The organism is Bremerella volcania (genome assembly GCF_007748115.1).
In the GTDB taxonomy this organism is placed as follows: domain Bacteria; phylum Planctomycetota; class Planctomycetia; order Pirellulales; family Pirellulaceae; genus Bremerella; species Bremerella volcania.
The window spans coordinates 3,878,154-3,900,684 of the sequence record NZ_CP036289.1 but is presented as its reverse complement, the minus strand read 5'-3'; the positions used below and the strand labels follow the sequence as shown (position 1 = coordinate 3,900,684).

Annotated in this window: 15 protein-coding genes; 8 read left to right on the top strand and 7 right to left on the bottom strand. The window is 57.1% G+C overall.

Features of this window, described 5'->3' with window-relative positions:
* Positions 1-80: 80 nt before the first annotated feature.
* Positions 81-2,099, top strand: coding sequence for an NAD(+) synthase (gene nadE, locus Pan97_RS15465; RefSeq protein WP_144974041.1), 2,019 nt, complete (start codon positions 81-83; stop codon positions 2,097-2,099).
* Between the two features lie 6 nt (positions 2,100-2,105).
* Here nadE and Pan97_RS15460 read toward each other — a convergent pair whose 3' ends face one another.
* The 3 genes from Pan97_RS15460 to Pan97_RS15450 form a co-directional block, all read right to left on the bottom strand.
* Complete coding sequence (locus Pan97_RS15460; RefSeq protein ID WP_144974039.1) at positions 2,106-4,928, bottom strand: hypothetical protein; 2,823 nt, start codon at positions 4,926-4,928, stop codon at positions 2,106-2,108.
* 82 nt (positions 4,929-5,010) lie between these two features.
* Entirely contained in the window at positions 5,011-5,526 is a 516-nt protein-coding gene (locus Pan97_RS15455; RefSeq protein ID WP_144974037.1) for a peptide chain release factor family protein, read from the bottom strand.
* A 7-nt stretch (positions 5,527-5,533) separates the two neighbouring features.
* The gene (locus Pan97_RS15450) at positions 5,534-6,220 is read right to left on the bottom strand and encodes an SDR family oxidoreductase (protein WP_144974035.1); all 687 of its coding nucleotides are present in this window, start codon (positions 6,218-6,220) and stop codon (positions 5,534-5,536) included.
* A 76-nt stretch (positions 6,221-6,296) separates the two neighbouring features.
* Here Pan97_RS15450 and Pan97_RS15445 point away from each other — a divergent pair, with 76 nt between their 5' ends.
* Positions 6,297-6,773, top strand: a complete 477-nt coding sequence (locus Pan97_RS15445; protein ID WP_144974033.1) for a DUF309 domain-containing protein — start codon at positions 6,297-6,299, stop codon at positions 6,771-6,773.
* On the opposite strand, the gene Pan97_RS15440 is transcribed toward Pan97_RS15445, so the two are convergent.
* The 3 genes from Pan97_RS15440 to Pan97_RS15430 all read right to left on the bottom strand — a co-directional run bounded on the left by Pan97_RS15440 (position 6,770) and on the right by Pan97_RS15430 (position 9,119).
* Complete coding sequence (locus tag Pan97_RS15440; RefSeq protein WP_144974031.1) at positions 6,770-7,189, bottom strand: hypothetical protein; 420 nt, start codon at positions 7,187-7,189, stop codon at positions 6,770-6,772. The two genes, Pan97_RS15445 and Pan97_RS15440, sit on opposite strands and share 4 nt — an antisense overlap.
* Positions 7,190-7,349: 160 nt before the next feature.
* Positions 7,350-8,192 carry an Lnb N-terminal periplasmic domain-containing protein gene (locus Pan97_RS15435; protein WP_196782114.1) on the bottom strand — a complete coding sequence of 281 codons (843 nt, stop codon included), beginning with the start codon at positions 8,190-8,192 and terminating at the stop codon, positions 7,350-7,352.
* Between the two features lie 132 nt (positions 8,193-8,324).
* Entirely contained in the window at positions 8,325-9,119 is a 795-nt protein-coding gene (locus Pan97_RS15430; protein ID WP_165698783.1) for an HAD-IIB family hydrolase, read from the bottom strand.
* Between the two features lie 98 nt (positions 9,120-9,217).
* Here Pan97_RS15430 and Pan97_RS15425 point away from each other — a divergent pair, with 98 nt between their 5' ends.
* The 6 genes from Pan97_RS15425 to Pan97_RS15400 all read left to right on the top strand — a co-directional run bounded on the left by Pan97_RS15425 (position 9,218) and on the right by Pan97_RS15400 (position 21,515).
* Complete coding sequence (locus Pan97_RS15425; protein WP_165698782.1) at positions 9,218-10,114, top strand: PfkB family carbohydrate kinase; 897 nt, start codon at positions 9,218-9,220, stop codon at positions 10,112-10,114.
* A 59-nt stretch (positions 10,115-10,173) separates the two neighbouring features.
* Positions 10,174-12,306: an HAD-IIB family hydrolase gene (locus Pan97_RS15420; protein WP_144974026.1), complete on the top strand. Its 2,133-nt coding sequence runs from the start codon at positions 10,174-10,176 to the stop codon at positions 12,304-12,306.
* Positions 12,290-14,272: an alpha-amylase family glycosyl hydrolase gene (locus tag Pan97_RS15415; RefSeq protein ID WP_144974024.1), complete on the top strand. Its 1,983-nt coding sequence runs from the start codon at positions 12,290-12,292 to the stop codon at positions 14,270-14,272. The genes Pan97_RS15420 and Pan97_RS15415 overlap by 17 nt, the downstream gene beginning before the upstream one ends.
* 269 nt (positions 14,273-14,541) lie before the next feature.
* Entirely contained in the window at positions 14,542-17,955 is a 3,414-nt protein-coding gene (locus tag Pan97_RS15410) for a transglutaminase family protein (protein WP_144974022.1), read from the top strand.
* A gap of 50 nt (positions 17,956-18,005) precedes the next feature.
* Positions 18,006-20,555, top strand: a complete 2,550-nt coding sequence (locus Pan97_RS15405) for a circularly permuted type 2 ATP-grasp protein (RefSeq protein ID WP_144974020.1) — start codon at positions 18,006-18,008, stop codon at positions 20,553-20,555.
* A gap of 21 nt (positions 20,556-20,576) precedes the next feature.
* Positions 20,577-21,515 carry a transglutaminase family protein gene (locus Pan97_RS15400; protein ID WP_144974018.1) on the top strand — a complete coding sequence of 313 codons (939 nt, stop codon included), beginning with the start codon at positions 20,577-20,579 and terminating at the stop codon, positions 21,513-21,515.
* A gap of 53 nt (positions 21,516-21,568) precedes the next feature.
* Here the strand turns inward: Pan97_RS15400 and Pan97_RS15395 are convergent, their stop codons facing one another.
* Positions 21,569-22,519, bottom strand: a complete 951-nt coding sequence (locus Pan97_RS15395; RefSeq protein WP_144974016.1) for an alpha-E domain-containing protein — start codon at positions 22,517-22,519, stop codon at positions 21,569-21,571.
* Positions 22,520-22,531 lie beyond the last annotated feature (12 nt).

The following is a 22,531-nucleotide window of genomic DNA, read 5'->3' as shown; positions in this document are numbered from 1 at the left end:
CCCTGCGGTGACCGATAGACCCAATGCAGTGCATCGGGTAGTTTGATGAAGGGAAGACGAAACATCGGGGGACCATCATCGTGTTAAACATCAAAGTCGCGGCCGCAGTTCTCAATCAGACGCCCTTGGATTGGGAGGGGAACGCCAGGAACATCCTTCAGGCCCTCGAAAAGGCCAGAGCGGAAGGGGCCTCGGTGGTCTGTCTGCCCGAGCTTTGCATTACCGGCTACGGCTGTGAAGATGCTTTCCTATCCGCCGGCATGCGGCGCATGGCCTGGGATAAGCTGCAAGAGCTTATCCCAGCGACCGAAGGCCTGGTAGCGTGCTTCGGGCTGCCGATATCGTATCGCGGGCTTGTCTTCAACGTCGCTGCGATCGCGGCCAATGGCCAGCTACTGGGGATGGTACCCAAGAAGAACCTGGCCGGCGATGGCATCCACTACGAACCACGCTGGTTCAAACCGTGGCCCACGGGAAAACGGTCGTTCTACGAGGAAGGGGATCTGAAGATTCCCCTGGGAGACCTCGTGTTCAATTTTGATGGCGTTATGATGGGCCTGGAAATCTGCGAAGATGCCTGGGTCGCCAGCCGACCAGGAGGCCGTTTGGCCGAACTGGGGGTCGACCTGATCTTGAACCCCAGTGCCAGCCATTTCGCGTTTGAAAAACAAGAGGTCCGTCGACGGTTCGTGCTGGAAGGATCGCGAGCGTTTCATTCCGCCTACGTCTATGCGAACCTTTTGGGAAATGAATCGGGAAGAGCAATCTACGATGGGGGCGCCATGGTTGCTTCCAGTGGAAGGTTACTAGCCGAAGCACCTCGCTTCAGTTTCCAAGATTCGGTCGTGACCACGGCGGTGGTCGACGTCGATGTGAATCGGATGAACCGCGCCAAGAGTGATGCGTTTGTCTTGAACTTCGACGCGGCCCGCGACCAGGTGGTAGAATCCGATTTCGCTTTGCCGCACTGCGACCCGGAAGTCCGCTCTCTTTCGCTGGATGCCTGGGAAAGCTCGGACTACCTGAAGGAAGAAGAATTCACGCGCGCTGTGACGCTCGGGCTGTTCGACTACCTCCGCAAAAGCCGCTCGCAAGGTTTCGTCGTTTCGCTTTCGGGTGGAGCCGATTCGGCGGCTGTGACGACTTTGTGTGCCTACATGGTTCAGTTCGCCTTGAAGGACCTGGGCATCGAGCGTTTTGTCAAAAAGCTGAGTTACATCGATGGTCTTGAAGGAGAATTGGACGTCAGCGAAGTCAATCGGACGCTGCTGACGTGCGTCTATCAGGCCACCCGCAACAGCGGCGAGGTGACGTTCAATGCGGCTAAGGAAGTCGCAGAGACCGTAGGCGCCAATTTTCATCGGATCGACGTCGATGACCTCGTGCAGCGATACATGGAACTCGGCGCGGAAGTGCTCGGTCGTCCCCTCACTTGGGAGCAGGACGACATCGCGCTGCAGAATATCCAGGCACGAACGCGTTCCCCCAGCATCTGGCTGGTGGCCAATCTGAAAAACGCTCTGCTGCTTTCGACCAGCAACCGCTCGGAGGCCGCCGTCGGCTATGCCACCATGGATGGCGATACCAGCGGAGGCCTATGTCCGATCTCAGGGATCGATAAAGCCTTTCTGCGCGAATGGCTGATTTGGATGGAACAAGAAGGCCCGGTGGGCGTGGGCTGTTTGCCCGCTTTGGAATTGATCAACCAGCAACAACCGACCGCCGAGCTTCGGCCAGCGGATCAAAAACAGACCGACGAAGCCGACCTGATGCCGTACACCGTGCTCGACACGATCGAACGCCTGGCCATTCGCGACAAACAGACGGCGATCGAAGTCTTCGCGCAGCTCCGACAGCGTTATCCGGTCTACACGCTAAGAGAACTAGGAGGCTTCATCCAGCGCTTCTTCCAGCTTTGGAGCCGCAACCAATGGAAGCGGGAACGCTACGCTCCTGGCTTTCATTTGGATGACGAAAACCTCGATCCAAAGACGTGGTGCCGGTTCCCGATTCTCTCTGGCGGATTCCGCGTCGAGCTGCAAATCATGTGGGACCGCATCAACGAACTGGAGCCTGAGCAGCCAGACGCAGAAGGCTAACGTAGCTTAAAACTGTTTGCCATTAGCGGCCGGCTCGGGAAGGGGAGCAGGCGGCGGGATCGGTTCGGGAAGCTCTTCCGCCTTCGGTGTGATCATGGGCGAAGAAGTCTTGGGCTTCTCTTCGCTTTCCTTCTTCTTCGAGCCGCCGAAAGCGCCTCCCAAGTCAAACAGGTTGAAGCCTGGCAGCTTCAGGCCTTGCTGCGGCTTTTCGTTTTGCATGTCGATCTGAGCGTGAAACTCGATCAGGCTTTCGTCGACATTCAGCCGGGCCTCCAGTCCGCGGAACCAATCCATGACGTTGGCCTGAAAATCCTTGCCATCTTCGTTCCAGGCGGTCGATACCCAGCGCCCAACGCCATCGTCATTTACCTGGTAAACGAATTCACCATTCAGTGGATCGATGAATTCAAGATTCAGAAGTTGATCGGAAAACGCTTTGGCCTGGCTTTCAGGGATTCCCAGTTGGTTGTGGACCTCCTGAAAGAAGGCCGCGTTGGCAAGGCTGCCGCGCTTGGCAATCGATTGCGCCAAACCGTTGGCCAACGGGGTGATCTGAGCGTCGGAGATGTCTCCCACGTGAATGCGTACCTGGGCCGGGTACGAGTCTTCGACAATCGCCAGGTTCGGTGTCACGTCGGCCAGGATCTCCGGGTGGAAGGAAAGGGTCGAGAATCCGTTGTATTCACGACGTAAAAGTCCAAACGGCAGTTGGGAGTAACCGTAGATGTCTGGTGCCGCTGCCGGGCCGATGAAAGGAATCTGATCGATCAAGCCGGGCTTCGGGAAGGCCGTCAAATAGCCAGGCGTCGCTTGAATCATCCGTAGCGTGTTGAAGAATCCCTGATTGGTGAACTGCTCGAGCGGGAAGGGCAGGTCTTGGACAGCCACCGCATAATGCGTGACGCCGCCGCTGAAGCGTCCGTCCAGCACCGCTTGAAACGCGACGACGTCTTGAGGCGTCGTCGCGATGTGAGTTGGCAGCGGCGGGCCAAGGAAGGAAAGGAACTGGCCGAAATTCGAACGCTGAAACGGCGAGACGCGAGCATCAATCGCAATCCGTTCCAGCCCTTCGTCATTGAGTTTGAATCGGTTGATGCCGACGAGAATCGGATTCATCTGCCGCCACTCGGTCATGTGAAATTGACGTAGACGATTGAAGTCGGCCGTTTCCTGAGGGGTCATGCCGACGATGTCCATGTCAGGGATCGGCACGAAATGGCCTCGCCCACCCCGGATCGAATCTCCCAGAGTATCGTTGGCAATAATCGTGTGACTGCCGTCGGCACGCTGGCCGAAGTTTGGTGGCAGGAAGCGGGCCGCGATCAAACCTTCGACCGAGGTATCTTCGTAACCTTCGTTGGTCGCCGCGGCGGTTGCCATCTGCTGTAGTTCCATCTCGATGACGCTTTGCAACCGGCGACGAATCTCGACGCGATACTGCGGAGAGTACAAGCCGCGGAAGAATTGCGACGAGAGATAAACGAAGACGGTATCGTCTCGACTGACCGGCATCAGACCGCGGGCGTACTGAAACTCACGCGAGTTCGCCAGGCTGGTCGTACTATCTTCAAGCGTCAGGAAACGCTGAACGATGGCCCGGGACGTCGTCACGAGATGGAAGTCCCCGCGAGTGACGTAAAACGACCGCAGCGTATTGTCAGGCGTCGAAAGAAACGATACCTCTTGGCCGGCGATCTGCACGGTTTCCAGCTTGGCGCCATCACGCTCGAACTGCTTCAATGCATTCTGGCGATTCCTGTTGATGTCGTTGGCCAGCAGCGGACTTTGTTTGGCATGAAACAACATGCCCAGTGCCGCACCTTCGCGGGTATAGGTATCGCGACCAATCAGGGCGACGTCCTGCACGACCTTATCGCCGAAGATCTCCGCGAGTTCCGACTGCTTGAGCGCCAGTTGCCGCTGCACGACCTCATTCAAATGAAACGCAACCCGGCGATTGGAAATCATCCGCGAAAGGTCACCGCCGTTACGCTCGAGCAGCTTATTGAGCCACAGGTAATTGTTGAGCGAGCCGAAGCGAACGTAGAAGCATTCCTCGGGAACGTAACGCGCGATCGGCTCGATCTCGACGTCTGGATTCGGACGCGGCGTGGCGAGGGGAGCCCATTGAATCGGAGGCACAACCGGCCCGAGTTCACCCTGCGGAGCCAATTCGTTGTTCATGATTGCCTTGAGCATGGCATCATGAACCTTTTCGGTCCCCATCAACAAGTTCAGCGATTGGCTCGGCTCGAGCGCCGATCGATCTGCCAATCCCTTTTCGCTCAAGGGTGGTGGAGCCAGGCCAGTCCGATCCGACAGCATCATCGTCAGGTAGGTCTCCAGCACCGGGGGGTGATCGCTCGAATCGGTCCGCTGACGGGCGACTTCGTTATAGGTTCGCCACCACTGATTGGTCATGCTTCGATAAGGTCCGTCACGATACGGACGCGGAACGACCTGAAAAGTTTGCGGCGTCGGCGTCTCGACGGTCACGTCCAGTGGCGAACTTCCGCGAAAAAGAAAGTAGACCTCCAACTCTTGCGGTGGCGTTATCGTATCGGCACCTATCAGAGACTGCAGCAGCGGCAGAAATCGACGCGGCTTGAAGACGGGGTAGAAGATGCGTCCGTCTGGATCCGAGATCGAGAACGCCTCGCTATCGATCGGATCGCCGAAGTCGGCGCGCGGAAACGAAACGACCAATCGGCCCACACCCCAAGGCTCGCCGGCGATGGCGCTAACTTGTTGTGCGAAGCTGTTCTGCGTGACAACCGTCATCAGTAGAAGGGTTCCACAAATCACGATCCGTCGGTTCCAGCAAGCCATCGAATGGTTCTCCAAATCTTGAATTTCTCAGTTTGTTCATGGTTTGCCCATCGCGCAAACCTGTCAAGAGAAAGTCTTCTGGCTATTTAAGCGGTTTCAGTCCCAGCGCTTCTCGTTGACGATTCAGCAATGTGAACGCTGCCGGCTCATTCTTCAGTAATTTGACCAGTTGACTAGTCGAGCAGCCTAGTCGCGCGGCCGCGGCCGATGCATCCCAACCCTCGGCGTATAGTATAGTTATGGCCTCTGCCAGGATTGCTGGGAAGTCGTCGTGGGTCGGATTGACCGCGACTTTTCCACTACGCACCCGTGATCGCCAGAGTTCGCTGGGCGTTGTGGACAGATCGATTTCGTCGATCACGTGAATTGCCAGGTTAACTCGCAAGCGAAAGATGGCAACCTGGCGGTTGGCTTCCTGGCTACGCCGCTCGTTTCCTTCGCCAGACTGGCCGGTGACGGGATCGTGAACGATGACCGCCGTTTCGACCTTATTGCGATGCTGACCGCCCGGACCGCCGCGGCGAAGTCGCTTGATTTCGCAGCGCTTCAAAAGCTGCTCGACCGGCCAGGCAGCCGGGTGATCGATTCCACTTGGCATATCGCAGCTACTTGACAATGCTGATCGACTGGCCGTTTTCCTCGGCACCCAGCGAAAGGATGAACGGCACCGCGTACGATGCCCAGTCATTTGGCTTGATCGCGCTGGAGGCCCCGTCGGCAAAGCACTTCTCAAGCATCTCGGTATGGATCATGCCAGGCCCCAAGGGAATCGCGGCCATGCCGGCCGGTAGCTCTTGGGCGAGCGACTTGGTCAATCCTTCGATGGCGTATTTCGTCGCGCAGTAGGGGCCGACCTCGGGGGAGGTCGAGCGACCCCAGCCGGAACTGAAGTTGATGATCACCCCTTCGCCGCGCTCGACCATCGCCGGTACGAATGCTTTGATAATGTGGAAGACCCCTTGGATGTTAATGTCGATCATCTGCGAGAACTCGTCCACCGGGACTCGCCACAGCGGATTGTTCTCGTTGATAATGGCCGCGTTGTTGATCAACAGGTCAGGCACGCCGAAGTGCTCGTTGATCGACTTGGCCCACTGTTTCACATCGTGCCAGTTGGTAACATCCACCACGTCAAAACGATGAGGGTCGCCGTACTCTTCGTTCAGATGATCGATCTTGTCGGCCGATCGTCCGCAGCCACAGACCTGGTGTCCCGCGGCGATAAATCCATCGGCCATCGCTCGGCCGAGCCCCTTGGTGACGCCGGTAAGGACGATTTTCCGGACGGACATGGTAGATTCCTCAAAGCGGATTCGCGAAACGACGCACTGAGCGTCATTACAATGGCCCAGAGGAAAAGACGCAACCATGGCAGAGGATACCGCGCGGTACGAGCCGGCTCTACCGTTTCCGCCGTACGCCTACGTTCCGGGCCTGTTTTCTCGGCCTGAAGCGGCATTTGAGGGAAACACGCCGGAGCAATCGTTTCGGTATGGGGTCGATCTATTTAATCACGGTTTTTACTGGGAAGCCCACGAAGCGTGGGAGTCTGCCTGGATCGCCCACGGCAGAGCAGGGGAGCAGGCCGACCTGCTTAAAGGGCTGATTCACCTGGCGGCCTGCGGTGTGAAAGCACGGCAACGGTCCCTTCACGGAATCGAAGCTCATGCGGGAAAAGCGATCGTGCTTTTCGAGAACGTCGGCGAAGACCTCGGCATGACTTCGCTAAGGTCACTTACCGAGCAGGTGAAGAAAGTCCGGGAGACTCCCAGTCGTTACCTGCGTGAATTGCAGGAGAACGTGGTTATCGTGTTCGACTTCCGAATCGAATTGTCGCGAGGTTAATTCTCGGTGTGCGCCACCGCTTCGATCTTCGGGGTCAGCCCGCGGCGATACTCGCGAGGCAGGTAATCCCGCTCGACAAGTTCCGGATCGTGTTGCGTCCAAGTCTCGCGCATGTTCTTACCAACCACGCTGCGCAGGACGTCGCCGTCGCGCCAGGTTGTGGTATAGGCCCCGTCGCTCCATCGCTTGCGGGGAACTTGCCAAGAGCTCTTCAGCAGACGCCATGCAGTCACATGGAACCGGGCATCGCTTTGCGACCATTCATAGAAGATGACCTGGTCGAAGATCAAGCGGCCTTGGGAATCGTAGTAGTGGTTCACTTCGATCAGGTCGACCTGATCCTGGACCACTGGCGTTGAGGGCGAAGCCCCCAGAATCATCCACAAAGCAGCTACCGAAAAAGTAACACCACTCATATTGGCCTCCCTAACGGTCCATCGTCTAAGGGGATTTTCGTGGCAGAGTAGGGTGTATCTATATTCGAATTTCGGATAGAGCAATGTCGATTGATCAGAAATTATGAATTCCTGCTGAAAACCACAGGAAAAACGAGAGAACAGGTGCTAGCGAGCACCCCTATCGGCGGATGTACTGCGAGAAGTTCTCGTCGTCGCGGTACCGCTCGGCTAGCTGATTGATCTTCGACTCGGATCGCAACTGCTCAAACGGCACGCTCGTGTCCAGCAAGCCGAGCGAATAGGCGTACTCGTCGCTGTAGCCCGGCAAAAGAATGCGCATGTCGTATGGGACGCTCTTGGGCGCGATCTTGTTGACGTGCGACACGATATTGGTGGTGCAGTTATTGGTCACCGTGTTGTAGAACTCAGGCTCGGCAGCAAGTTTATTGGCACGCTTGATCACGTCGAGGAACAACTCTTGTGCCTGTTCCGGCTTTGCGACCGTACGATAGAGATAGACGTCGCTCTTGTAGTAGTTCGAGCTGAGATTGATCACGTCGCGTTCATCTCCGATGACGTACATCAATTCGTATTGGTTGAAGAAGCCTTTCCAGGCCGAATACTCTTCATTCGCTTCCTTGCGGATTTCCACCGAGGAAACCAGGTATTGGCCATCCGACAGGCCGAAACTGAGCATCGTATGGGCGACGCTGGGCGTGTCTTTAAAGGGCACTACCACGAAGTCGACCGTTTGAATATCGCTCAGGCGGATATCCTTGTCGTAGTACTGCACCACGTAATTGTCCGCCGTGGCATAGCGACAGTTGCGAACGTTATGGATCTTGATATGGTCGCCGTTGACTTCACTGATGGGAAGTTTGGCTTGATCGGGCGCCCAGTTGCGATTGTTCGTCGCAACGATCGCCTTGCAGCCGGTCGAGAATACCCCCAGGCACAGCATCCCTAAAACCATCCAAAGATGGCCATGCGCAGTTCGACGCTGCTGGGAAAACGAGTTCACCGGGGGAGTCATTGGGGGGAATCAGGTTACGACTTTCGCGCCGCAACTTATAGATTCCTAGTGCTGGCAACGCAACGCCAATCGATGGCCGTGCTAGCGAGGACGTGAATTCGACCAATGCGAAATGGATCGCTAGATAAGGCCAAAGTGTCGGCAGCCGGCCAAAACGCCGCTGGTGGCGGTCTTCTCGGCCAGGTAAAGCCGATCGAGCTGCATGCGTGCTTCGTAGTGCTGATGGACCGTTTCCATCAATTCAGCGGACGCATTACCCACCACAATCGTGCGGTAGCCAGCGGTCATCGCGGCCAGGTCGTTGCCGGAGTCGCCTGAGAAGACGAGCTGCCGGTTGTCCATCCCGGCGTGATCGGTCCACCACTGCAGCGCGTGCGCCTTCGATACGTCGGTCGGCAGCAGGTCGATCAACCCATCTCCGTTGAATGGATCGACGCTACTGATCAAGCTGTAAGGCAGACGACGATGCGTCAATTGATCGAGCACCGCGTCGTGGACTTCATGCAGCCTTTTGGCATCGCAGTAGAAGCTGAGCTTGAATGGTCCCTGCTTCTCTTCTTCCTGTACCCTGAGCGACTCAAGCGATGCGAACTCTTCTCGTAGTCGTGAAGTGGACACTTCACCAACGATGCTTTGCAGATGATCGACATAAGGCTGTGCGATTTGAAACGAGTCGTCATCGGTACGCTGATAGATCGAAGTCCCCACATCACAGATGACCCAATCAGGCGTGGGCAAGGCGTAACGCTCGATCGCATCTTGAACCGACTCTAAGTGTCTACCCGTGACGAAAGTGAGCGTGACGTTGTTTTCACGCAATGCCCTTTCAAGCTGAATCAAATCGCCCTTGTTTTCGGCGTTGTCTTTCAGGGGAATGAGCGTGCCGTCTAAGTCGGTAGCCAGGACCTTGCTCACGTGATGAACCTTCATGCGATTTGAGTTTGTGACCGGAGAATGCTAAAACAATGTTACTCAATTACTAAACGATCCGTCTAACCGATCGATACAGATACGTGACTGATTCGACAGCAAGTCGCTCGCCGTTAATTCTTGGGGAAGTGCTATTCGACCATTTTCCGGACGGCCGGCAGGTTCTCGGTGGCGCTCCTTTTAATGTTGCCTGGAATGTCCATGGAATGGGACTGAATCCCTGCATGGTATCGGCTATTGGCAAAGATGACCCCGGTCAGCAGGTGCTCAAGGCCATGCAGACCTGGGGCATGTCGGCCGAGCAAATCCAAACGGTTGAAGACAAGCCGACCGGGGCGGTGGAAGTGACCTTGAAAGGGGGCGAGCCTGTCTTCGACATTTTAAAAGATCGGGCGTGGGACTACATTCAGCCCCCAGCGATTAAAGACTATTCCAACTATTCGTATCTCTATTACGGAAGTCTCGCGTATCGTAGCGAGCGTACCGCGGCGACCATTCGCCAGATCATTGAAGAGAGCAAATTGCCGCGTTTCGTCGACCTGAATGTCCGGCCTCCTTGGTTCGACACATCCTGGGTGAGTCAGCTGGTCGACGGTGCGGATTGGCTGAAATTAAACCACGACGAACTCCACCGGCTCACTCAAATGCCTTGCGATACCAGGGATGACGTTCGCAAAGCGGTCGATAAACTTCGTACGGCGCACAAAGTCGCCAATTTTTGCATCACATCTGGCTCGAAGGGTGCCTATCTTGCCACAAGTGACGGCGATGGCATTGAAATTGCAGTCACTCCACCCCATCCTCTGGTCGACACGGTCGGCGCTGGGGATGGATTTGCGTCAGTCCTTCTCGCTGGATTGATATCGGGCCGCCCACTGCGACAGGTTGGCGAAGCGGCGTCCCGATTCGCAGGGAAAGTATGCGAGAACCATGGAGCGACTTGCCAAGACAAGACGTTCTATGAAAACGTCTTCGATTAAGGAGCGTTTGTGATACTTCAAGCTTTCCCAATACCAACAACCTCAAAGAATGACTCTCTATGAAGATCGCTCTGTTAAGCTTACATGGCTTAATCCGCGCGAAAGATGCCGAACTCGGTCGCGACGCGGATACGGGCGGCCAGGTCAAGTATGTCCTGGAATTGGCCGCGGAATTGGCCAAGCAGCCCGGTGTGACCGAAGTTGAACTTCTCACGCGGCAAATCATCGATGATCGCGTCTCCGACGATTACGCCCAAGTCGAAGAACCGATTTGCGAGAATGCCAAGATCGTGCGGATTCCGTTCGGTCCAAAGCGTTACATCCGCAAGGAATCACTCTGGCCGTACATCGAATTCTTCGTCGATCAAACGCTCGCTCACTTTCGCCGCGCCGGTTTGCCGGACCTCATCCATGGTCATTATGCCGACGCAGGTCTGGCCGGCGCGCAGCTGGCTCGGTTGCTTCATATCCCGTTCGTTTTCACCGGGCACTCGCTCGGCCGCGTGAAGCAGGAACGGCTGTTTGCCAAAGGAAAGTCGATCGAAGATCTCGAACGCCGCTACAAGTTGGCCCAGCGAATCGAAGCCGAAGAAGTCGCTTTGGAAACCGCTTCCATGGTGGTGGCCAGCACCAATCAGGAAGTCGAGCTACAGTACGAGAAGTACGAGAACTATCAGCCCGATCGGATGGAGGTCATCCCTCCCGGCGTGAACCTGCAGTCGTTCTCGCCGCCGAAATCGAAGGACGATGATTACCCGATCGGTCCGCAGATCGAACGCTTTCTGCGAGACCCGAGCAAGCCGCCGCTGATTGCCATGGCTCGTCCCGACGAGCGAAAGAACCTGGAAATGCTCGTCCGTGTTTACGGCGAGAGCGAGCGTCTGCAGCAGCTTTCCAACCTGGTGCTGATCATGGGAACGCGCGAGAATCTGAAGGATCTCGCTCCGGCCCAGCGCCGCATCGTTGAGCAGATTCTTGGGAAAATCGACGACTACGATCTTTACGGCTGCGTTTCGTACCCCAAGATGCATACGCCAAGCGACGTTCCAGACATTTATCGCTGGGGTGCCCAACGTCGCGGCGTCTTCGTGAACCCCGCGCTCACCGAGCCATTCGGTTTGACTCTGCTGGAAGCGGCCGCGGCGGGGCTGCCGATTGTTGCGACCAACGATGGCGGTCCCCGCGATATCGTGGCGAATTGTCACAACGGTTTGCTGGTCGATCCATTGGATCCCGAAGCGATCGAGAAGTCGCTGCTGCGCATGCTGACCGAACCGCAGCAATGGGATGATTGGTGCGAGAAAGGAATGGCGGGTGCCAAGAAGCATTATTCCTGGGCCAATCATGCCAAACGGTACTGGCGAGACGTCAACGATATCCTCGACCATTCGGCCAAGCCGGTTCTCGCAGGCCATTCCAAAGTGCGGCGGATGCCAAACTTCGATCGGCTCATCATCACCGACTTGGACAATACGCTCACAGGTGACGAAGAGGGGCTCCGCGAATTTCTCGATACGATTCGCGAGCACGACTACATTGGTTTTGGCATTTCGACCGGGCGTCGTCTCGACAGCGCGATGGAGCTGATCGAAGAGATGAACTTGCCACGGCCTGATTTGATCTGCGCTGGCGTGGGCACGGAACTTTACTACGGCGAATACCTTACTAGCGATCGAACCTGGCGAAAACAGATTGGTCTGCACTGGACGCCTGATGCGATACGTGTTCTGTTTGAAGGAGTGGATGGAGTCTACGTGCAGAAGGACTCGCAGCAGTCCGAGTTCAAGATCAGCTTCGATCTCGACACGAGCGTTGCTCCGAGTATCCCACAAATCAAGCGAATGCTGCGAGAAGCGGGAATTCGCGCTCGCGTGGTGTTTTCGCGAAACATGTACCTTGACATCCTGCCCAATCGTGGGGGGCCCGGCGTCGCGGTGCGGCATGTCCTCTACAAATGGGGCTTTTCGCCGGAAAAAGTGCTAGTGGCTGGCGATAGCGGTAACGACGAGGGGATGCTCAAGGGGCGCACACTTGGAGTGGTTGTAGGGAATTACAGTCCTGAACTCGAGAAGCTGCGGGACTGGCCGCGAATCTATTTCGCGGAAGGCCATCATGCACGAGGTATCCTGGAGGGAATCAACTACTATCAGTTTTTAGACAACATCACGATACCCAATGATCGGCACGAGTAGGAATGGACAGCCTGACCAACTGCAAGCCGAGGCAGAGATTTCGCTCAAGCGACTTCTGCCGCGTCTCGAAGCATTCTGGTCAGAGGACGACGTGGCCAGCGGCCTTGCGCGTGATTTTACGCAGCGCCTCGTTGCCCAGTGGCCGCGGTTGTTTCGCTTGCTCTTCACGCTGTATCACAATCGGTACGATTTCTTCTATCACCTGGAAGAGATCATGTTCACGGCGGCACGCGGGTGGAAACAACGCAGCCCCGAACTGCGCGAGCAAGACGACCACCGCTTGAACGATCCGACCTGGTTTCAGTCGGAACACATGGTCGGCGGCGCGCTCTACGTCGATCTCTTTTCCGAAAATCTCAGCAAGCTGCGCGAGTGCATTCCGTATTTCAAAGATCTTGGCCTGACTTACGTTCACTTGATGCCGCTGTTCGCGGTGCGGCCAGGCGACAATGACGGCGGCTACGCGATCAGCAACTACCGCAGCGTCGATCCCCGCTTGGGCACGATCGACGACCTTCGCCAGTTGGCCGACGAGTTCCGCGAAGCAGGCGTCTGCTTGTGTCTCGATTTCGTCTTCAATCACACGTCGGACGATCACTATTGGGCACAGCATGCCCAGGCCGGCGACATCGAATATCAGCAGTATTATTACTGCTTCCCCGATCGCACCGTTCCCGATCAGTACGAACGCACCCTGCGCGAGATCTTCCCGACGGTTCGCCGCGGTAACTTCACCTGGCATGACGGGATGCAGAAGTGGGTCTGGACGACCTTCAACAGCTTTCAGTGGGATCTGAACTACGGTAACCCGGCGGTCTTTCGGGCGATGCTGGAGGAGATGCTTTTCATCGCCAACACCGGCGTGGACATCCTGCGCCTGGATGCAGTGGCATTCATCTGGAAGCAGATGGGCACCAACTGCGAGAACCGCCCGGAAGCTCACCTTTTGATTCAAGCATTCAACTGCCTGGCTGGGATCGCCGCTCCGGGGCTGGTCTTCAAGTCGGAAGCGATCGTTCATCCCGACGAGGTGGTGAAGTACATCGGGGCGGAAGAATGCCAGATATCGTATAACCCGACCCTCATGGCACTTTTGTGGGAATCGCTCGCGACGCGAAGCACTCGCTTGCTGAAGAAGTCGCTGAGCCATCGTCATCGCCTGCCGCACGGAACTTCGTGGGTCAACTACCTGCGCTGCCACGACGATATTGGCTGGACGTTCGACGACGAAGACGCCGCCCAACTGGGAATTAACGGCTATGATCATCGACAATTCTTGAACAACTTTTACACAGGGCAATTCCCGGGCTCATTTGCCCGTGGGGTCCCTTTTCAGCACAACCCAACGACCGGCGATATGCGGATTTCGGGGACGCTCGCCTCGCTGGCCGGCCTGGAACAAGCTATCGAGTTCCACGACCCGAAGCTGATCGAGATGTCGGTCCGCCGCATGTGCCTGTTGTATGGCATCACGCTCAGCATTGGGGGCATTCCCCTTTTGTATCTGGGGGAAGAGTGGGGCATGCTCAATGATTATGATTTCGTGAAGGATCCAGCCAAAGCAGGCGATACGCGTTGGATCCATCGTCCCAAGATGAAGTGGGAGTATCTGCAAAACTTCCAGCAGGAAGTCGACGAACAGAACGGTTCGATTCGCGGGAAGATCTTCCGTTCGATCCAGAAGCTGATTTCGCTGCGTAAGAACATGCCATCGCTGGCCGGGCAGCAGATGGATCTGGTTCCTGTCGATAATCCCCATGTTCTGGGGTTTGTGAGGCACTTCGAGGGGAACCGGACCCTGATCCTGGCCAATTTCACCGAAGAAGAGCAGCGCGTTCCGGCCAATAACGTCCGAACGGGGGGGCTTGGTCGTTTCTTTCAGGATTTGATCAGCGAGCAAGAAATCGCGACGCATGAAGATCTTGTGTTGCAGCCGTACGGGCTCTTGTGGCTGGAACGAATCTAAGACCAAAAACCTCAAGATTTGGCTCAGAATTAGGCCCTATGTGCACAAATTTTTAGCACCTCCGGCCGAAACCTTTGCTAAGTGGTAGGTTTCTAGCAATGATCGTTGATTGGCGCGTGATTTGCGTTTGTACGTAGACGGATCGTGCCGATTAAAACGCCGGTGGCTGATTTTCGTGCGTTGTTCCCCTGATGACCGTGTGGGGGCCGGATGTTGGCCCAGGCGGTTTGGCATTTCTCTCCCGCGATTCGACTATCTTTGAGGCTTCCATGGCGATTCTTACGGCGCTCCATCACTCGACGAAATACAAATACGATCGCAAGATCGGTGTCGGGGCTCAAACCATTCGGCTACGTCCCGCTCCCCATTGTCGAACGCCCATCCATAGCTACTCCCTGCGAATTAGTCCCAAACCACACTTCCTGAACTGGCAGCAGGATCCCCACGGAAACTTCGCTGCCCGCGTCGTCTTTCCGGAACCGGTTGACCATTTCCATGTCGACGTCGATCTGATTGCCGAAATGACGGTTATCAACCCGTTCGACTTCTTCCTCGAACCGGACGCGGAAGAGTTCCCGATCGTCTACAAGGAACCTCTCAAGACCGATCTGGCTCCGTTCCTCGAGCAGGAACCGCACGGCCCGCTGTTGACGGAGTACCTGCAAGGGGTCGACGTCACGCCGCGGCGAATCGTTGACTTCCTGGTCGATATCAACCAGCGGCTGCAAAAAGACATCGCCTACACGGTACGTATGGAACATGGTGTCCAGACGCCTGAAGAAACGCTCCAGAAGCGTCTCGGGTCGTGCCGCGACTCGGCCTGGCTGTTGGTGCAGATGCTGCGTCACTTCGGGCTCGCCGCTCGGTTTGCCTCGGGTTACATCTGCCAGTTGACGCCGGACATCAAATCGCTCGATGGTCCATCGGGGCCGGAACAAGACTTTACCGATCTGCACGCATGGACCGAAGTCTTCCTGCCAGGTGCCGGCTGGGTAGGACTCGACCCAACCTCGGGTCTCTTCGCTGGCGAAGGTCACATTCCGCTGGCGTGTACGCCGTCGCCACTTACTGCCGCCCCTGTCTCCGGTAGTCACGAAAAGGCCGAAGTCGAGTTTGACTTCGAGATGAAGATCACGCGTTTCCACGAAGACCCGCGTGTGACCAAGCCGTATACCGATGAAGAATGGGAAGAGATTCAAGCCCTCGGCCATGAAGTCGACAAGCATCTCCAGCGCGTCGGCATTACGATGACGATGGGCGGCGAGCCGACGTTCGTATCCATCGACGACATGGAAGGGGACGAGTGGAACACGGCTGCCGTGGGGCCAACCAAGCGTGGCCTGGCCGACAAACTGATGCGTAAGCTGTTCAAACGATTTGGCGAAGGGGGCTTCCTGCACTACGGTCAGGGCAAGTGGTACCCTGGCGAATCGCTCCCACGTTGGGCGTTCCGCTGTTACTGGCGATACGACGGCGAACCGATCTGGAAAGATCCGTCGCTGCTTGCCGAAGACGGCATGAACTACGGCCACGATACCGATCTGGCCATGCAGTTCACCCGTCGCCTGGCCGAGCAACTGGGTGTCGAGCCGAACCACGCCAACTATGCCTACGAAGACGCGTTCTACTACACCTGGATGGAACGCCGGCTGCCGGTGAACGTCGACATCCACGATTCCAAGCTGGAAGACGAGGAAGAACGCACGCGAATCGCCAAGGTCTTCGAGCAGGGGATCACCTCGCCGGTCGGCGTCGTTCTGCCGGTGCGATACCTCTGGTGGGCAGCCCAGCCCGGCTGGGAAAGTGGTGAATGGCACGTCCGCAGCGATGAGTTGTTCCTCATCCCCGGCGACTCGGCGATGGGGTTGCGATTGCCGCTGAAGTCGTTGATTTACGAAACCGAAGGTCAGGCCGCGGCGCTCTTCCCACTAGACCCGATGGCGGAAACCACGCCGCTTCCTTCCTATGCCGAATTCATGGCACGCCGAACTCCGGCGATGGTGGGCGGGGACTCCGGCAAGCCATGGTCGATGAAGACCACCGGTGGTGACTCGTACCGAAGCTCGTCACGTCCGCAAGGGATGAGTGGACAAAGTCTGGAATCCGACGGGTTCTTTGGCCCTGGCGATTGGGGGGACAACGGTGGTCCCAACCCGATGAATCAGTTGGTCCGTACGGCTCTGTGCGTCGAGCCGCGTAACGGGTGTCTGCATGTTTTCATGCCCCCAGTCGATCGCATGGAAGGCTACCTGGAACTGCTGACCGCGGTGGAAACAGTTGCCACCGAATTCAGCTCGCCGGTGATCATCGAAGGCTATTTGCCACCACACGACGATCGCGTCAATCACCTGAGCGTCACGCCGGATCCTGGCGTGATCGAAGTGAACGTCCACCCGGCCAACAGTTGGCAGGAACTGGTCGACATTACGACCGGCGTTTACGAAGACGCCCACCATACTCGTCTGGGGACCGAAAAGTTCAATCGCGATGGTACGCACACCGGCACGGGTGGCGGTAACCACGTGGTGTTGGGCGGACCGACCCCAACCCAAAGTCCGTTTCTACAGCGACCCGATATTTTGCGTAGCCTGATCGGGTACTGGCACAATCATCCATCGCTTTCTTATCTGTTCAGTGGCAACTTTATCGGCCCCACCAGTCAGGCCCCACGCGTCGATGAAGGACGCCGAGATGCCATCTACGAACTGAAGATTGCGTTCGAGCAGATCCCCGATAAGGGGCAGTTTTCTCCCTGGCTGGTCGACCGGGTTTTCCGAAACTTGCTGGTGGATATCACCGGGAACACCCACCGGGCCGAATTCTGCATCGACAAGCTGTTTTCGCCTGATAACAGCTCGGGGCGGCGCGGTTTGCTCGAATTCCGTGCTTTTGAAATGCCGCCGCACGCCCGGATGAGCCTCACCCAACAGCTTCTGTTGCGGTCGTTGATGGCCCGCTTCGCCGAGCATCCGTACAACATGCCGCTGGTCGATTGGGATACGAGCCTGCACGATCGGTTCATGCTGCCTCACTTCAACTACGAAGACTTCGAAGACGTCATCGAGGAAACGAGGGATGCCGGATTCGAGCTGGAATCGTATTGGTTCCTCCCTCACTTTGAGTTCAAATTCCCAAAAATCGGGGAGTTTTCGCATCGAGGCGTGCAGGTCGAGCTGCGTAAAGCGATCGAACCTTGGTATGTCCTGGGGGAAGAGTCGGGGCAAGGGTTTACGGCCCGTTACGTCGACTCTTCGCTGGAACGGATGCAGGTCAAAGTTCGCGGAGCGATCCCGGGGCGGCACTTTGTGATGTGCAACGGACGAAAAGTCCCGCTTCACCCGACAGGAACCGAGCAGGAATTCGTCGCTGGCGTGCGGTATCGGGCCTGGCAGCCCCCGAGTTGCCTGCATCCTACGATTCCGGTCGACGAGCCCCTGACGATCGACCTGTATGATTCCTGGTTCCAAAGAAGCCTCGGAGGTTGTCGGTATCACGTAGGACATCCAGGGGGGAATAATCCTGAAGCTTTCCCTGTGAATGCCATGGAGGCAGAGTCCCGTCGTGGGGGTAGATTCGAGAAAATGGGGCACACGCCCGGCTACGTTGAACTGCCGCCAGACGAATGCTCCAGCGAATTCCCCTTCACGCTCGATTTGAGACGGGGTAAAACCAAGCATCTGTAACCCCACGCAGGGATTGCGTAACACCTCATTTTGGACAACCCGAGGTCTCGGTGACCAGAATTCCCGCACAAAATGATGCGTCCGCCGATCTATTTGCCCCGTATAAGCCGATTCCCGACGTATACGACGAACTGCACGATGGTGCGCACATACGCCCCCATTGGCAAAGTTTCGTCCAAGGCGTTCGAGAAATTGGTGCCGGCGAGTTCCAGCGTCGCTGGCAGCAAATGCAAAAACTGCTCGATCGCACCGGCATGGCCTATGTCGGTGCAGGCATCGGAAGTCCGGGCCAGGATCGCCGAGCACGTCCCTGGGAGCTCGACCCGCTGCCGGTGCTACTACCCAGCAGCGAATGGGAACATATTTCTCTCGGGCTGAAACAACGCGGCAAGTTGATGCAGTTGATTCTGCAGGATCTTTACGGTCCGCAGGACTTGATGCGTAGTGGCGTGCTGCCGGAAGAAGTCCTGTTTCGGCATCCCGGCTACTACCGCTGCTTTCATGGGCAGAACCCGCCGGGGAACAATTACCTTTATTTCTACGCGGCCGACCTTTCTCGTTCCCCGGACGGAAGCTGGTGGGTGCAAGGGGATCGGAGCGAGTCCCCCTCCGGCAGCGGCTTTGCCCTGGAGAATCGCATCATCCAATCCCGGATGACACCAAGCCTTTTCCACAAAGAGAACGTCCAGCGCCTCGCCGGCTACTTCATGAAAGTGAAGGAGGCCGTACTGCGTGCTTGCTCTCGGGTCACCAATCCCCGCGTGGTGATCCTCAGCAATGGATCCGAAAACCCGAACTACTTCGAAGACGCTTACCTCGCCCGCTATCTCGGTTACACGTTGGTCGAACCAGCCGACCTGGCGGTCCGTGGCAATCGCGTCATGCTAAAGACATTGGGAGGGCTGCTGCCGGTCGACGTCATCATTCGACGCCCTAACAGCGACCAGTGCGATCCCCTCGAGATCAGCCACTCGACTGGCGGAATTCCTGAACTGCTGCAGGTCTGCCGGATGAAGAATGTCGTCGTGCTCAATCCGCTTGGTTCGGGCATCGTCGAGTCGCCAATCTTCATGACCTTCATGCCCCAGCTTTGTCAGCACCTGCTGGGTGAACCGTTGATCCTGCCAGGCGTTGCCACCTGGCGGTGCGGCGAGCCTGATTCGCTGGCCTACGTGATCGAGAATATCGAGAAGCTCGTCATCAAACCTGCCTACCGACGCCGCGGCACTCGATCAGGCATCTATCGCGTGCAGAAAGATGGCGACCAGGAAAAGCTGATTCGCATGATTCAGACCGATCCGGACATGTTCGTCGCGCAAGAGCAGGTGATGCGATCGACAAGCCCCGTCTATTCCCGGAAGTCGCTTACGCCCGCCCACATTGCCCTACGAAGCTTCGCAGTACTGGGACAAAACGAGTTCGAGACGATGCCAGGCGGGTTGGTGCGGCTCAGTGGCGAACTTCAGCCGCTCGAGGCCTCGTTGCAAGTGGGCGAACGCAGCAAGGACGCATGGGTGTTGTCGGCGACGCCGATCGCTCGCGTGAGCCTGCTGAAGCAACCCGATCATGGCGTCGAGCTGAAGCGTACCGGCGGAGAACTCCCCAGCCGCATCGCGGAAAACCTGTACTGGTTGGGACGCAATCTAGAGCGTGCCGATGTGACGGCACGCATCCTGCGGACGACCATCTCTCGGTTGACCAGTGAAGAACAACTCGATGAGATGCCGGAGGTGATCATCCTGATCCGCACGATGGCCGAGATGGGCATTATCGAGACCGGCTACGGGGTCGAAGAGATGCGAAAGCAATTGCCTCCGATCGAGCTTAACCTGGCGGCCAACATCTTTGACGAACAGAACTCGATGAGCCTGCGTTCGATCGTGACCCAGATCTTCCGCCTGACGTCGCGCAGCCGTGACCGTGTCTCGGCCGATAGCTGGCGGGTGTTGCACCGGGTCGACCAAGGCTTTCAGCCCCCCAGCGACGGCTACTGGGATTTGTCCGACTGTTTGGCACTGCTTGACGATCTGATCCTCGACCTGGCAGCATTCTCAGGGATCATTTCCGAAAGCATCACGCGAACCCAGGTCTACCACTTCCTGGACATGGGCAGGCGCATGGAACGGGCCACGCAAAGCTCGCGGCTGATGCGAAACTGCCTGGTGCTTCCCTCCGGCGATTTGTCCGCCATCTTGGAAGCGCTGTTGGAAATCTCGGACAGTCTAATCACCTACCGTTCGCGTTACTTGGAAGAAATGCACCTGGGAGCCGTGCTCGATCTGCTGGTGACCGACGAAACCAACCCGCGTTCGATCGCGCGGCAGTTGGCTCAACTGCTGGAGCACGTCAACGATCTGCCCAACGTGGCCAACCATGCAGGTTACACGGTCGAGCAGCGTCTGGCGATGTCGCTTCTGCATGAAGTGCGGATGTTTGACGTGACGCGCGTGCGGGCTCCGGATGCGTTGTCGGCCGGTGAAACGCTGCATATGCTGTTGCAGGAGATCGAATCCCTGCTGCCGAAGCTGTCGGACGTCGTCTCTCAACGTTATCTTGTTCACTCGATGCCCCAGTCACACCTGGTCGAGATCCGCCCCTAGTTGATGAAGCTTTGACCAACCGTGCGATATCAAGTCGAACACAAGACGGCTTACCATTACTCCGAACCAGCCTCGGTAGCCCATAACCTATTGCACTTGCGTGTCCCCACGACGCATCGCCAAAGCGTCGAGGACTTCGCCCTGACGGTCGAACCCAAGCCAAGATCGGTCGTCTCGCGAACCGATTACTTCGGCAACCAGGTTCACTACTTCGCGCTGAGCGAACCGCACAGCGGAATGACCATCACCGCGACGAGCCGCGTCGTCGTGAAAACCCCCGTGCCGATCACCATCTCGCCGGCGTGGGAAGAACTCGCCGCGATGGCCAAGCGTCGCGACTTTCCCTTGGAGGTTCGCCAGTTCCTGTTCCCTTCGCGGCACATTCGCCTGCTACCCATCCTGGGCGAATACGGTAAAGCCGCCTTTACCCGCAATCGTTCGATTGTCGAAGCGGCTAAGGACCTAACGACGCGGATCTATACCGACTACAAGTACGACTCCGGTGCGACTAACATCTTTACGCCGCTCGAAGACGTCGTGCGTCAGCGTCACGGCGTATGCCAGGACTTCTCCCACGTGGGGATCGGTGCCCTGAGATGTCTTGGGCTGCCGGCTCGTTACGTCAGCGGATATTTGCGAACCGAACCGCCACCTGGAAAGCCCCGGCTGGTCGGTGCGGATGCCTCCCATGCCTGGTTTTCGGTGTTCTGCGGAACGGAACTCGGTTGGGTTGATTTCGATCCGACGAACAACGTGATGGTCGGCACCGATCACATCACGCTGGCTCACGGGCGTGACTTTGAAGACGTTTCGCCCATTCAAGGAGTCGTCATGGGCGGGGGCACGCGCACCATGCAGGTCGGCGTCGACGTGATGCCGCTGGATGTCAAAACAAACGGTACGCCACCTGGTCCCACGGGTACCCAGCAACAACAGCAACAAAAGAGCCCCAATAAGTAGATGGGGTGACCCAGCGAGAAATCTCTGGGCCACCTTGCGATCTCGAGGGCCGTTTACGCGGCTTGTAGGCTAAAGAACGTTGTGCCGATCGACTCGCCGACGAGGTTCAATCGTTTCTGGAAGTCGTCGATGAATTCGTGCAAGCCACGGGCGATGATGTCGGTGGCGCTGGTGAACGCGAACTCCGCGCGTAATTGCCCGAGCCGCTGTTCCGGCAGATTGGTGAACCCTTCGATGTCGCTGCCGGTAATGGCGTGAAGCGATTCGTTGGCTCGCGTGAGGCAGTGTAGCACGGCCCGCGGGAATTCCTTGTCGAGCATGATGAAGTCGACCACGTTTTGCGGCACAATGCGACCGAACCGCTGCCGATACATTTCGTAGGCGCTGGCCGAGCGAAGCAGGGCACCCCACTGCAGGTCGTCGAATGCGCTTCCCACGTGCTGTGGGCTGGGCAGCAGGATGTAATACTTGACGTCCAAGATGCGAGACATCTTGTCGGCACGCTCCAGGAAGCGTCCCAGCTGACAGAAGTGCCATCCTTCGCCATGGGTCATGGTGGCATCGGTCACGCCGCTGAACTGCTGCCCGGAATTACGAACCGCTTCGTAAAAGTCAGGCAGGTCGTCCAGAATGCCTTCGGCGTCCCCCACATCTTTCACCATCAAGTAGAAGCGGTTGATGTGCTCCCACATTTCGGCCGAGATGCGTTCACGGATGCTTCGCGCATTCTCGCGAGCGTTGATCAAGCAGGAAAGAATCGAGTTGGGGTTGTTCCGATCGAACGTCAGGAACTCGATCACATTTCGCTTGCTGGCTTCGCCGTAAATCTCGGAGAACTTTTCGTCATCTCCGGTGGTCGTCACCAGAGGCATCCACTGTTGGTTGCCGGCTGTCGACAGATCCATGCTGATGTTCAAGTTCACCGCGATGAAACGGGCTACCGCCTCAGCACGTTCGATGTAACGGCTGGTCCAATAGATGGAGTCGGCTACGCGACTTAACATGAAGAACCTTTC

Coding starts and splice junctions, on each gene's coding strand:
- Pan97_RS15455 (WP_144974037.1), bottom strand. CDS start 5,526: ATGCCAAGTGGAATCGATCACCCGGCTGCCTGGCCGGTCGAGCAGCTT.
- Pan97_RS15460 (WP_144974039.1), bottom strand. CDS start 4,928: ATGGCTTGCTGGAACCGACGGATCGTGATTTGTGGAACCCTTCTACTG.
- Pan97_RS15395 (WP_144974016.1), bottom strand. CDS start 22,519: ATGTTAAGTCGCGTAGCCGACTCCATCTATTGGACCAGCCGTTACATC.
- Pan97_RS15410 (WP_144974022.1), top strand. CDS start 14,542: ATGGCGATTCTTACGGCGCTCCATCACTCGACGAAATACAAATACGAT.
- Pan97_RS15440 (WP_144974031.1), bottom strand. CDS start 7,189: ATGAGTGGTGTTACTTTTTCGGTAGCTGCTTTGTGGATGATTCTGGGG.
- Pan97_RS15415 (WP_144974024.1), top strand. CDS start 12,290: ATGATCGGCACGAGTAGGAATGGACAGCCTGACCAACTGCAAGCCGAG.
- Pan97_RS15445 (WP_144974033.1), top strand. CDS start 6,297: ATGGCAGAGGATACCGCGCGGTACGAGCCGGCTCTACCGTTTCCGCCG.
- Pan97_RS15420 (WP_144974026.1), top strand. CDS start 10,174: ATGAAGATCGCTCTGTTAAGCTTACATGGCTTAATCCGCGCGAAAGAT.
- Pan97_RS15450 (WP_144974035.1), bottom strand. CDS start 6,220: ATGTCCGTCCGGAAAATCGTCCTTACCGGCGTCACCAAGGGGCTCGGC.